At 63.6% G+C, this 12,074-nt stretch carries 13 protein-coding genes; 5 read left to right on the forward strand and 8 right to left on the reverse strand.

Translation table 11 applies throughout. The features are described from left to right. Positions 1 to 34: 34 nt before the first annotated feature. Both K728_RS0109735 and K728_RS0109740 read right to left on the reverse strand, forming a co-directional pair. A complete protein-coding gene (locus tag K728_RS0109735) occupies positions 35 to 1,657 on the reverse strand; it encodes a solute symporter family protein (RefSeq protein ID WP_019483500.1) in 1,623 nt (540 codons plus the stop codon). Continuing rightward, positions 1,654 to 2,037, reverse strand: coding sequence for a DUF485 domain-containing protein (locus tag K728_RS0109740; protein ID WP_019483501.1), 384 nt, complete (start codon positions 2,035 to 2,037; stop codon positions 1,654 to 1,656). Before K728_RS0109740 ends, K728_RS0109735 begins: the two co-directional genes overlap by 4 nt. A gap of 236 nt (positions 2,038 to 2,273) precedes the next feature. Here K728_RS0109740 and K728_RS0109745 point away from each other — a divergent pair, with 236 nt between their 5' ends. The 4 genes from K728_RS0109745 (at position 2,274) to K728_RS0109760 (ending at position 6,146) form a co-directional block, all read left to right on the forward strand. Continuing rightward, positions 2,274 to 3,461: a sensor histidine kinase gene (locus tag K728_RS0109745; protein ID WP_024476574.1), complete on the forward strand. Its 1,188-nt coding sequence runs from the start codon at positions 2,274 to 2,276 to the stop codon at positions 3,459 to 3,461. Between the two features lie 68 nt (positions 3,462 to 3,529). After that, entirely contained in the window at positions 3,530 to 4,264 is a 735-nt protein-coding gene (locus tag K728_RS0109750; protein ID WP_019483503.1) for a LytR/AlgR family response regulator transcription factor, read from the forward strand. A 10-nt stretch (positions 4,265 to 4,274) separates the two neighbouring features. Then, a complete protein-coding gene (locus tag K728_RS19055) occupies positions 4,275 to 4,658 on the forward strand; it encodes a membrane protein (protein ID WP_026041174.1) in 384 nt (127 codons plus the stop codon). 15 nt (positions 4,659 to 4,673) lie between these two features. Further along, entirely contained in the window at positions 4,674 to 6,146 is a 1,473-nt protein-coding gene (locus K728_RS0109760; protein WP_024476575.1) for a sodium/solute symporter, read from the forward strand. A gap of 37 nt (positions 6,147 to 6,183) precedes the next feature. Here the strand turns inward: K728_RS0109760 and K728_RS0109765 are convergent, their stop codons facing one another. From K728_RS0109765 to rpsB, 6 genes are all read right to left on the reverse strand, one after another. Next, the gene (locus K728_RS0109765) at positions 6,184 to 6,762 is read right to left on the reverse strand and encodes a DivIVA domain-containing protein (RefSeq protein ID WP_019483506.1); all 579 of its coding nucleotides are present in this window, start codon (positions 6,760 to 6,762) and stop codon (positions 6,184 to 6,186) included. Between the two features lie 36 nt (positions 6,763 to 6,798). Next, entirely contained in the window at positions 6,799 to 7,551 is a 753-nt protein-coding gene (locus K728_RS0109770) for a phosphatidate cytidylyltransferase (protein ID WP_024476576.1), read from the reverse strand. Between the two features lie 292 nt (positions 7,552 to 7,843). Next, positions 7,844 to 8,401, reverse strand: coding sequence for a ribosome recycling factor (frr, locus tag K728_RS0109775; RefSeq protein WP_019483508.1), 558 nt, complete (start codon positions 8,399 to 8,401; stop codon positions 7,844 to 7,846). Positions 8,402 to 8,509: 108 nt separating this feature from the next. Continuing rightward, complete coding sequence (gene pyrH, locus K728_RS0109780) at positions 8,510 to 9,250, reverse strand: UMP kinase (protein WP_019483509.1); 741 nt, start codon at positions 9,248 to 9,250, stop codon at positions 8,510 to 8,512. A 165-nt stretch (positions 9,251 to 9,415) separates the two neighbouring features. Beyond that, positions 9,416 to 10,252: a translation elongation factor Ts gene (gene tsf, locus K728_RS0109785; RefSeq protein WP_019483510.1), complete on the reverse strand. Its 837-nt coding sequence runs from the start codon at positions 10,250 to 10,252 to the stop codon at positions 9,416 to 9,418. Positions 10,253 to 10,359: 107 nt separating this feature from the next. Continuing rightward, positions 10,360 to 11,304, reverse strand: coding sequence for a 30S ribosomal protein S2 (gene rpsB, locus K728_RS0109790; protein WP_024476577.1), 945 nt, complete (start codon positions 11,302 to 11,304; stop codon positions 10,360 to 10,362). A gap of 392 nt (positions 11,305 to 11,696) precedes the next feature. Here rpsB and K728_RS0109795 point away from each other — a divergent pair. Then, on the forward strand, positions 11,697 to 12,074 hold a 378-nt coding region (locus K728_RS0109795; protein WP_035747763.1), incomplete at its 3' end, for a peptidoglycan DD-metalloendopeptidase family protein.

Raw genomic sequence — 12,074 nt, forward strand, 5'->3', positions numbered from 1 at the left:
TGTTGCCGTTGAAAATAGGTGTCGAAGCGGGCGGCTAGTGTTCCGTTGCCTTTTCCGCACCAACTCCGGTCAGGGACCGGACTTCCATTTCCGCCTGCTTCTGCGGATCTTCGGTGGTCTTGGCAAGGACGCTTCCGAGCCAGCCGAGGAAGAACGCCAGCGGGATGGAGACGATGCCCGGGTTGTTCAGTGGGAACAGCACAAAGTCGGCGCCCTGGATCATCGAGGTTTCCCGGCCCGAAACGACAGGCGAGAAGGCGATGAGCAGCATTGCGGAACCGAGTCCGCCGTACATGCTCCAGATCGCACCCTGGGTGTTGAAGCGCTTCCAGAAGAGCGAGTAGAGGATGGTCGGCAGGTTGGCGCTTGCCGCAACCGCGAAGGCCAGCGCCACCAGGAAGGCAATGTTCTGCCCCTGCGCGCCGATGCCGCCGAGGATGGACAGGATACCGATGACGACGACGGTGCGGCGTGCAACCTTCACCTCGCCGTCGGGGTCGAGGTTGCCCTTGCGGATCACGTTTGCGTAGATGTCGTGGGCAAACGATGCTGCCGCGGTGATCGTCAGGCCGGCAACCACCGCGAGGATGGTGGCGAACGCGACTGCCGAAATGACCCCGAGCAGGATTGGCCCGCCCAGTTCAAACGCCAGCAGCGGTGCTGCCGAGTTGACGCCACCCGGGGCCGCGGTGATGCGATCGGCACCGATGAGGGCACCAGCACCATAACCGAGGACCAGGGTGAACAGGTAGAACCCACCGATAAGCCAGATGGCCCAGACCACTGAGCGGCGGGCTTCCTTGGCAGTCGGAACCGTGTAGAAACGCATCAGGACGTGGGGCAGGGCCGCGGTACCGAGGACCAGCGCCAGAGCGAGCGAGACGAAGTCCAACTGCGAGGTGGAGCTGACACCGTACTGCAGGCCAGGGTTGATGATTTCGGGGTTTCCTGCGGTCTCCATGGCGGCACCGAGCAGGGTGGACAGGTTGAAGTTGTGGATAGCGAGAACCCAGATGGTCATCACGAACGCGCCGGTGATCAACATGACGGCCTTGATGATCTGCACCCAGGTGGTGCCCTTCATGCCACCGATCAGTACGTAAAGGATCATCAACCCGCCGACGACGGTGATGACCAGGGACTGACCGAGCCGGTCATCAATGCCCAGCAGGAGGGAGACAAGTCCGCCGGCGCCAGCCATCTGCGCGAGGAGGTAGAAGAAGCAGACGGCCAGGGTGGTGATGGCGGCGGCGATACGCACCGGACGCTGGCGCAACCGGAAGGAGAGGACGTCGGCCATGGTGAACTTGCCGGTGTTGCGGAGCAGCTCAGCCACGAGCAGCAGGGCTACCAGCCAGGCGACAAGGAAACCGATCGAGTAGAGAAACCCGTCGTAGCCGTTGATGGCAATGGCACCGACGATTCCGAGGAACGAAGCGGCCGAAAGGTAGTCACCGGCGATGGCGGTACCGTTCTGCGGTCCACTGAAGGACCGGCCCGCGGCGTAGTAGTCGGCCGCGGTCTTGGTGTTGCGGCTAGCCCGGAGCACGATCACCAGGGTGACGGCGACGAACAAGCCGAAGATGGTCATGTTGAGCCACGGTTCACCAACCTGGGTGCTTTCGACCGTCTGCATCGGCAGGGAGAGGGGCATCATTTGGTAGCTCCTGGCTTTTCGGTGAAGACCTCCGGAGCGGTGGCCTCAAGCTCGTGGCGGATGTCCGCGGCGATTGGGTCAAGCTTCCGGTTGGCGTAGGTGACATAGCCCATGGTGATGGCAAACGTGGTGACGAACTGCAGCAGACCCATGATGAGTCCGATATTGATGTTTCCCCACACCGGGGTGGACATGAAGTCGGTGGCGTAGGACGCCAGCAGTACGTACAGGAAGTACCAGAGCAGGAAAAAGACTGCCATGGGGAAAACGAAACTACGGTGGCGTTTGCGCAGTTCCTTGAATTGGGGGTTCTGCTGATATGCGGTGAAGTCGACGGGCGCTGCTGTGCCTGCATCCGGCGGCGATGGCTCGGTAGCCATGGTTCCTCCTCGTTGAGAACGTCTTCCGCGCCGGGCCAACTCCGAAGGGTCGGGAGCAGCATCAGGCACGTAAAGATGTGACTCCCATCACCTTGCGTCCTGCGGGCGCGGTTCTCCAGTACCGCAGCACGGTGTATCGCCGAATCGACACTCAGTTGCGGTGAGTGGACCCGTCCTGCGGCGAATGGGACCACCAGCAACCTCGAAAGGCCGGCGCGGACGGTTACTGTTGAGCCATGTTCAGCACCGCCGTCGACACCGCCCTGGTGGGCGCCATCGTGGTCATCACGATCGCGGTGGTTGCCGCCCTCGGATTCAAGCTTTCCCGTTCCTACCGCGATCTGGGGTCCGACGCCGACCGCGCCACCTACGCCACCCTGCATACCGCGGCGCTCGCCTCGGAGCACCTTCGTGCTGGGCTGACGCCCGCCGGCGCCTCGAAGGCCAGCAAGCATCTGCGGAGTCTGCTCCGGTGTGACACCCTCCTGATCACCGACGAAAATGCTGTGCTCGCCTGGGACGGCGGGCGCGAAATGCCCGCGCCGGTGATGGAGCTGGTCCAGCAGGTCCTCACCAGTGGGCGCACCCAGATCTTCAGGGAAGCACAGCTGGACCCCACGGCCGTCCCCGGCAGCGGGCAGGTGGTGATCTCCCCCATCCGCGTAGACAAACGGGTGGTCGGTACCGTGGGGGCGTTCGCCCCGCACGTCAACGCCGGCCTGGTACGCGCCGCCAACGAGGTAGCTGGCTGGGTAGCAACGCAGGTGGAACTTGCCGAACTCGATTCGTCGAGGACTTTGCTGATGGAGGCAGAGGTGCGCGCCCTGCGCGCCCAGATCAGTCCGCATTTCATCTACAACTCCCTCAACGCCATCGCCTCCTTCATCAACACCGACCCGGCACGTGCACGGGAACTGGTGGTGGAGTTCGCTGACTTCACCAGGTACTCCTTCCGCCGACACGGTGATTTCACCACGGTCGCCGAGGAGCTCCAATCGATTGATCGCTACCTGCTGCTGGAGCGTGCCCGGTTCGGGGAGCGATTGAAAGTCACCCTGGAGATCGGCCCCGAGGTGCTGAGCACTGTGATCCCGTTTCTGAGCCTCCAGCCGCTGGTGGAAAACGCCGTCCGGCATGGGCTTGAGTCCACTGATGGGTCAGGGCACATCACCATCACCGCCCACGACGCCGGTGCATTCGCCGAGGTGACGATCGAGGACGACGGCGTCGGCATTGATCCGGACTACCTGCGCTCGGTCCTGGCCGGCCACACCGAGGGGGTTCATGTGGGCCTGAGGAACGTCGACCAGCGCCTACGCCAGGTCTACGGCGAGGATCACGGGCTCACGATCGACACCGCCGTCGGCGCCGGCACGATGATCACCCTGCGGATCCCCAAGTCTCAGCCGGATCACCAGACGTAGCGTCCCCCACGGTTCGGCCGGACGTCCGGTTCACTTGTCAACGCCGCGATGCGCGTAATCTGGACCACATGGTCAATGTAGTCATCGCCGACGATGAGCTCCCCGCAGTCGAGGAACTGGCTTTCCTCCTCGCCAAGGATGCAAGGATCGAAACAATCCACCGCGCCTCCAGCGGCGCTGAGGCCCTGCGCGCCCTGGAGACCCACGACGTCGACGCATTATTCCTCGACATCCACATGCCGGCCCTCTCGGGCCTGGACATCGCCCGGGTAATCTCCCGGTTCAGCAGGCCCCCTGCGGTGGTCTTCGTCACCGCCGACGAGGATCGCGCGCTGGAGGCCTTCGACCTTCGCGCGGTGGATTACCTCCTCAAGCCGGTGCGGATGGAACGCCTGGCCGAGTCGGTGCGGCGGATCTGCGAGCTGATGGAAACCGGTCAGGATGGGACAGCGGCCCAGCCCGAGGTCATCACTGTTGATCAGGGCGGGGTCAGCCGGATGATCAGACGCGACGAGATCCGCTATGTCCAGGCCCAGGGCGACTATGCTCGGCTACACACCGCAGAATCGAGCTACCTGATCCGGATTCCCCTGAACGATCTTGAACGCCAGTGGGCCGACGCCGGTTTCCTCCGGATCCATCGGTCCTACCTGGTGGCGATGAGTCAGGTCCAGCAGGTCAAAATCGGGGCAGGGCGGGCGTCCCTCATGGTGGGCGGCGCGGAGCTACCGGTCAGCCGCAGGCATCTACCCGTGGTCCGGGACAAGCTTGAGGCGACCCGCCTCCGACCCCGACAGCAGTGAGGCACCCTCAGTGAATCCCGCTGACGATCCTCCCCAACGCGTCCGGGTCACGGCGCCGCGAAGCGCCGGCCGGCCAACGCCCGGATCCTACCCGGTTGCCCGGGAAATGGCTGAACAGTCCGAGGTCGGTGAACTGTTCGTCCGCTCCCTGATCCGTTCCCAGCTCCGGCTTGCCCTGGTGGTGGCCGCGGGCTTCCTGCTCATCCTGATCGGCATTCCGGTGCTGCTGGCCGTCTTCCCGCAAATCGGCGAGTTGTCCGTTTTCACGGTTCCGGTGCCGTGGCTGCTGCTGGGGTTGGGCGTCTACCCGTTGGTCATTAGCTGCGCCGCGCTGTATGTCCGTAGCGCCTCCCGCAACGAGATGCGGTTCAGGGACCTGATCGATGAGGGGTAGGTTGTGAACGCCGAGCTGAACCCGGTGGTCGGCTATGTGGCACTGATCCTGGTCTCCCTGAGCACCGTGTTGATTGGCATCTACGGGCTTCGCATCTCCCGCACCACAGGCGATTTCTATGTCGCATCCCGGACCGTACGGCCCTGGTGGAATGCTTCGGCAATCGGCGGCGAGTACTTGTCGGCGGCCAGTTTCCTCGGTGTCGCCGGATTGATTCTGCTCTCCGGCGTTGACGCCCTGTGGTTTCCGGTCGGCTACACCGCCGGATACCTGATGCTGCTCCTTTTTGTTGCCGCTCCCCTGCGGCGGTCCGGCGCCTATACCATCCCGGACTTCGCTGAAGCCCGGCTCGAATCACTGATGGTCAGGCGGGTGACCAGCCTGCTCGTCGTCGTCGTCGGCTGGCTGTACATTGTGCCGCAACTGCACGGAGCGGCCCTCACCGTCCAGATCACCACCGGCCTCCCGCCGTGGGTGGGCGCGGTGGCGGTGGTGGTGGTGGTCTGCCTCAGCGTGGTCACCGGCGGGATGCGATCCATCACCTTTGTGCAGGCGTTCCAGTACTGGCTCAAGCTCACCGCGCTGGCAGTGCCGATCGTGTTCATCCTGCTGCGCCTGTCATCGACCGGGAGCCCGATCACCGACGCCGGCGCCGTCTTCGCTGCCGAGCTGAACATCGGCGGGGATGCCTCGCTCTACCGCAATATTTCACTGGTCATTGCCCTGCTGTTCGGCACGCTGGGTCTCCCCCATGTCCTGGTGCGCTTCTACACGAATCCCGATGGTGCGTCGGCCCGCCGGACCACGCTGATTGTCCTGGGGCTGCTCTCGGTCTTCTACCTGTTTCCCACCATGTATGGCATCCTCGGCCGGATCTATACCCCCGATCTGGCGGCGGACGGGGCAGCGGACGCCACAGTGCTGCTGCTGCCCAGCCGCATCTTCGACGGGGCCGTGGGCGACCTGCTGTCGGCGCTGGTGACGGCAGGCGCGTTTGCCGCGTTCCTGTCGACGACCAGTGGTCTGGTGGTGTCCCTGGCAGGGGTGGTCAGCCAGGAATTTTTCCAGGGCAGCGTGAAGGGATTCAGGCGGGCCGCAGTGATTTCGGCACTGATCCCGTTGCTGTTGGCGTTAGCCACCAACACGCTGGCATTGGCGGGCAGCGTGAGCATGGTGTTCGCCTTCACAGCGTCAACCATCTGCCCGCTGCTCCTCCTCGGGATCTGGTGGCGGGGCCTGACCGATGTGGGAGCGGTCGCGGGGATGCTGTCCGGAGCGGTACTGTGCGGCGGATCGATTCTCGCCGCAGCGGCGCTCGGTCCGGCGTCGGCCCGCTATGAATGGCTGCAACAGCCCGCACTGTGGACGGTGCCGGCGGCGTTCGCCGTCACCATACTGGTGTCGCGGCTTACCGTTAGCCGCACCCCGGGTAGCGTGTCGCGGGTGCTGGCACGGCTGCACACCCCCGAACCGGTGCAGCGGCCGTAGCAGGTTGCGTCAGCCGGCGCTGGGGGCGGGACCTGACCTAGTCGATAGCCGCCATCAGTTCGACCACCCGGTCCATGAAGGCGTCAACCTGGGTTTCCTCGTAGCCGTCGGCCCCCACAGCTTCGCGGAACACCGACCGTCGCACCACGTCCACGCTCAGCGGAACGTCGTTTTCGAAGTAGCCGAGGAGTTCGTTGCAGAGGGCATCGACGTCGTCGACGTTGTAGCTGGCGGTCTTCCGCTTGGTGGGGCGCCTGAACCGTTCGCCCGGGGCCCGGTGCAGCCTGCCCCGCAGCACCGCCGAGGACCGGCCGATCTGCATCAGCCAGGCGTCCTCGCCCTTCGATTCGATCAGGCGGTCGCGTTCCCGCTGGGCGAAAACGTCTTCCAGGCGGTCGAGCGCAGCATCCACGGCCTGCGGCTCGTACCCGCCCTTCGCCGGGTCGAACGCCATGGATCGCACGTCGGCGCTGGTCACGGGACCGCCGGAGGGGTCCTCCGTGTTGTAGTAGGCCCGCGCCCGGGTCAGGAAACTATCCACCTGCCGAAGGTTGTAGCCGTACTCCCGGCGGCCTACGCGCGCAAAGGGAGAGGTGCTCTGACGAGCTTCATCCATGGTCTACTGAATCCTTTGGGGGTTGGCGGCTGCGAGCTAGAGAAATCCCGGTACCAATGTAACTGACAGCAGGAACGCAACCGGGGAGGCGAACACGATGGAGTCGAGCCGGTCCATCATCCCGCCGTGCCCGGGCAGAATGTTGCCCATATCCTTGACCCCGAGCTCACGTTTAATCATTGACTCTGCGAGGTCGCCAGCGGTCGCCGCGGAGACGGTTGCCACCGCCAGGACGAGGCCAAACCACCAGGGCCGGTCCAGCAGGAACACAGTGGCGAGAGTTCCAACCACGACTGCGCCACCGACTGATCCGGCAAACCCTTCCCAGGACTTCTTCGGACTGATCTTGGGCGCCATGGCGTGCTTGCCGAAGAACGCGCCGACCAGATAGCCGAACGTGTCATTGGCGACGACCAGCAGCAGCAGCGTGGCCACCAGCAGTTTTCCGGATGGTTCCTGCAGGAGCAGCATGGCGAAGCTGAGCATCAGGGGCACCCATAGCACCACAAAAATGCCCGCGGTGATGGATCGGGCCGCATCGGGGGCCGGGTCGAAACTCCGCCAGAGGGCCAGGGCTGTCGTGGAAAGGGCGACGGCGTAGGCCAGCGCCTCCGGGCCGCCCAGGTAAGCGGAGAACGGAAGGGCGACCGTCGCGACGATGGTGGGCACGAGGGGCAGGCGGATCTGACGCACCTCGAGTGCCCGGGATATTTCCCAGACACCCACCAGCGCGAACGCGGTGGTAATCGCCACGAAAGCTATCGGCAGGTAGAGGATTCCGCCCAGCACCGAGCCAAGCAGGGCGACGCCGACTGCCGTTGCCGCGGGCAGGTTCCGTCCCGCCCGGGACGGAGCCTTGGGCGCCCCCGCGCTCTTGGAGGCTGGCCTGCGACGTACCTGGCGANCCGGCCACTTCTGGCAGCATCAACGCCGGCCACGGGCTGAGCCGCTTCTGGTGACTTCGCCCGGTCGGGCTCCGTCGCTGCCCCCGTTGTGGGGGCGCCCTCACCTGGCGCGGAACCTACGTCCCCGTGTGAGACTGGCTGTCCCGCAGTGTTAGCTGAGTGATGGGTGTCGCTCATTAGACCTCAAGCAGCTCGGTTTCCTTGCGCTTGAGCAGCTCGTCAATGGTGTCAGTGTGGGACTTGGTCCGCAGATCGAGTTCTTTTTCGCCGCGCGCGCCTTCGTCTTCCCCGGCGTCGCCATCCTTGACCGCCTTGTCGATGCCGTCCTTCGCCTTACGCCGGATATTCCGGATGGCGATCTTGGCGTCTTCAGCCTTGGTTTTGACCAGCTTCACGTACTCCTTGCGGCGTTCCTCGGTCAGCTCGGGCAGGACCACCCGGATGATGTTGCCATCATTGGAGGGGTTGGCGCCGAGGTCCGAATCGCGCAGGGCCCTCTCGATATCGTTCAGTGCTGCCCTATCGAACGGGGTGATCAGGAGCGTACGTGCCTCAGGGTTCTGGAATGAGGCCAGCTGCTGGAGAGGCGTTGGGGCGCCGTAGTAGTTGACCATCACCTTGGAAAACAGCGAGGCATTCGCGCGTCCGGTGCGAATCGTGGCGAAGTCTTCCTTCGCCGCTTCCACAGCCTTGTCCATCTTCTGGGTGGCTTCTAGCAATGTCTCGTCGATCACTGTAACTCCTAAGCTGTGCGTCAGCTGAGCAACAGCCGCGCGTCGTCCGGTTCAGTTTTCAATCCTAGTTCACCTGAGCCACCCATCCGGGGCAGGCTCATGACGTGCCTAGGTGGTTACCGTGGTTCCAATCTTTTCTCCAAGGATTGCGCGGGTGACGTTCCCTTCCCCCTCCATGCCGAAGACAACCATCGACAGGTCGTTGTCCTTGCACATGGTCATGGCGGTCTGGTCCATGACGCGGATGTCCTGGCGCAGGGCGTCGTCGTAGGACAACGTCTCAAGCTTCTTCGCGGTGGGATCCTTGTGCGGGTCCGCGGTGTAGACACCGTCGACACCGCTTTTGGCCATCAGGACCAGGTCTGCATGCACTTCAAGGGCACGCTGAGCCGCCACCGTGTCCGTGGAGAAGTACGGAAGTCCAGCACCGGCACCGAAAATGACCACGCGGCCCTTTTCGAGGTGGCGAATAGCGCGGCGCGGGATGTAGGCCTCGGCCACCTGTCCCATCGTGATCGCACTTTGCACCCGGGTTTCGACACCGGCCTGTTCCAGGAAATCCTGCAGGGCGAGGCAATTCATCACCGTACCCAGCATCCCCATGTAATCAGCCCGGGACCGGTCCATGCCGCTCTGCGAGAGTTCGGCGCCGCGGAAGAAGTTACCCCCGCCGACCACGATCGCGACCTCGACCTGGCCGACCGTCGCTGCGATCTGTTTGGCTACCGATCGCACGGTCTCAGGGTCGACGCCGAGCTTTCCGCCACCGAAAACTTCGCCGGAGAGCTTGAGGAGCACCCGGCGTCGGCGGGTTTCCCGGCCTTGCGTGCCCAAATCAGAGTTGTCCATGGTGCCTCCCAGGGCGGTTGTGGGGTTCGTTGCTAAAAGAATACGTTGCAGTGCTGACGGGAATGGTCCCTAGCAGGAAAGGGGGACAGGACACTTGGGCAGGAAAAAGGGGTGGTCACCGTGGCGACCACCCCTTCTCCTGTGTCTTACTTTGTCCTAGCGGACCTAGGCACCGACCCGGAAACGGGCGAATGCGCTTGGCTTTGCGTTGGCTTCAGTCAGCACCTGAGCGACTGACTTCTTGGCATCCTTCGCGAATGCCTGGTCCACAAGCACTCCCTCTTTGAAGAAGCCGGTGAGGCGACCTTCAACGATCTTGGTCAGTGCGGCCTCTGGCTTGCCTTCGGCGCGTGCCGTTTCATCGGCAATGCGGCGTTCGGTCTCAACGAGTTCCGCTGGTACGTCGTCGCGCACCAGGTACGTCGGCGAGTAGGCAGCAATGTGAACCGCAATGTCGTGAGCGGCTTCCTTGGCTGCATCGCCTTCGCCCTCAATTGCGAAGAGTACGCCCACCTGCGCGGGAAGATCCTTTGAGGTCTTGTGGAGGTAGGCGTCAACAATGCCACCCTCAATGCGTGCAAGGCGGCGGATTGCTACCTTTTCGCCCAGCAGGGCGCCGGCCTCGATGACGTGCTCGGAGACGGGCTTGCCGTCAACCGTGTACGCGAGGAGGGAGTCGACGTCGGCTGCGCCGGATTCGATCGCTGCGGCGAGGACCTTGTTGGAGAATTCAACGAAGGGGCCGGCCTTGGCGACGAAGTCGGTCTCGCAGTTGACCTCAACCATGACGCCGACGTTGCCGTCGACCTTGGCAGCCACGAGGCCCTCAGCGGTTGAGCGGCCTTCGCGCTTGGTTGCACCCTTCAAGCCCTTAATGCGGATGAGCTCCATGGCCTTGCCGGCATCGCCGTCAGCCTCGTCGAGGGCTTTCTTTACGTCCATCATGCCAGCGCCAGTGCGCTCGCGCAGTGCCTTGATATCGGCGGCGGTGTAGTTCGCCATCTGAACTCCTAGGTATGTTGTGTCTAAGAAGAGCTATGCCTGCAGGCGGTGACGCCTGGGCACATGGAGAAGGGGGCGCGGATTTTCACCCGCACCCCCAAATCCAGTTACTTGCTGTCGTCTGCTACTGGAGCTTCTTCGGCTGCTGGGGCTTCCTCAGCGGCGGGAGCAGCATCGGCTGCGGCTTCGGCTGCTGGAGTTTCCTCGGCTGCTGCCTCTGCAGGCGCGGCGTCGGCTGCTGGTGCAGCTTCCTCGGCTGGCGCGGCGTCGGCTGCTAGTGTGGCGCTATCGCCAAGCAGTTCGCGCTCCCACTCGGCCATTGGCTCGGCTGCTGCTTCGGTGTCATTTCCACCGGAGCGGTTGTGACGGGCGATCAGGCCCTCTGCCACTGCATCTGCTACCACGCGGGTGAGCAGGTGAACGGCGCGGATGGCGTCGTCGTTGCCGGGGATCGGGAAGTCAACTTCGTCGGGGTCGCAGTTGGTGTCGAGGATCGCGACCACTGGGATGCCGAGCTTCTTGGCTTCGTCGATGGCCAGGTGTTCCTTCTTCGTGTCAACGATCCACACGACTGAAGGAGCCTTGGTCAGGTTGCGGATACCACCGAGGTTGGTTTCCAGCTTGGTGAGTTCGCGGCGCAGGAGGAGGAGTTCCTTCTTGGTGTGACCGGAGCCGGCCACATCGTCGAAGTTGATTTCCTCGAGCTCCTTCATACGCTGGATGCGCTTGGAGACGGTCTGGAAGTTGGTGAGCATGCCACCAAGCCAACGCTGGTTGACGTAGGGCTGGCCAACACGGGTAGCCTGCTCGGCGATGGCTTCCTGTGCCTGCTTCTTCGTACCGACGAAGAGGACAGTGCCGCCGTGTGCGACGGTGGCCTTGATGAACTCGTAGGCGCGGTCAATGTAGGACAGTGACTGCTGCAGGTCGATGATGTAGATGCCGTTGCGCTCGGTGAAGATGAAACGCTTCATCTTCGGGTTCCAGCGACGGGTCTGGTGGCCAAAATGTACGCCGCTGTCGAGCAGCTGGCGCATGGTAACGACTGGCATGTCGTTCCTTTCTATCGGCAGGGCGCAGGGCGCCTGTTCTGCCTGTTGACGGTTGCTAGTGTTCCGTTCGGGTTGAACGTCACTCCTGGTACCGGTTGGTTTTCACCCATGGAGTCCATCACCGGAAACGTATCCGGACCGTTGGACCCATGCCCTTCGCTATCCGTGAGATAGCTGGGGTCGAGGTACGCGTAGTCAGATGCGACGAGCCGATGTGTGCCAGAAATGTTCTCCGGGCACGCGGCATCGCAGCAAACTGCTGTGTTGAGTCTACTACATGGCAGGAGTCGACCGGGACGGGGATTCGGGGCTCTGGCAGTCAGAAGAGTGCGGTTACCCACATAGGTGCAGACAGCGACCCACGCGGAATAAAACGGCGGAACAGTTGTTGCATGAGCACGAAACTCTTCCGTCGACGAGTAACCATTCTCGCAGTGTTAGTGGTCACGGCGCTGGGCAGCACTGGATCGATGGCCACCGGGTCCATAGCGACCGGATCCATGGCCACGACGGCGACGGCGACGGCGTCGGCGACCTACGATCCCCCGTGGGGTTGGCCGCTCACCCCTACCCCAATAGTGCTGAGGCACTTCGATCCACCAGCGCAGCGCTGGCTGCCGGGACACCGTGGCGTCGATCTCGCCGCAGCTGACGGGGCGGTGGTACTCAGTCCGGCGCCGGGCAGGGTGGTCTTCGCCGGATGGGTTGTCGATCGCCCGGTGATGACCATCGACCATGGCGGCGGGCTGTTGAGCAGCCTTGAGCCGGTC

It is taken from the genome of Arthrobacter sp. CAL618 (genome assembly GCF_000468215.1).
Taxonomy (GTDB): Bacteria; Actinomycetota; Actinomycetes; order Actinomycetales; family Micrococcaceae; genus Arthrobacter_D.